General features: G+C 65.8%; 1 pseudogene. It reads left to right on the top strand.

Annotated elements, in window-relative coordinates:
* Positions 1–234, top strand: a pseudogene (locus tag D1646_RS19860) (hypothetical protein); the annotation flags it as partial.

Raw genomic sequence — 234 nt, 5'->3', positions numbered from 1 at the left:
CAAGGGGGAGGTCATTGAGCTGACTGACATTGGCAACAACCAGTTTACCTTTGTCATGCCCGCCTCCCAGGTGACCGGGGCCAACACCTTCGGTCCCGACTCCCCCTGCACCCGGGGCCAGATCGTCACCTTCCTGTGGCGGGCCGCCGGTTCCCCTGCCGCCGAGGGGACCAATCCCTTCGCAGACGTGGCCAGCAGCGCCTACTATGCCCAGGCCGTCCAGTGGGCTGTGTC

It is taken from the genome of Pseudoflavonifractor sp. 60 (assembly GCF_009911645.1).
In the GTDB taxonomy this organism is placed as follows: Bacteria; Bacillota; Clostridia; order Oscillospirales; family Oscillospiraceae; genus Lawsonibacter.
This window is presented reverse-complemented; position numbering and strand designations above follow the sequence as displayed.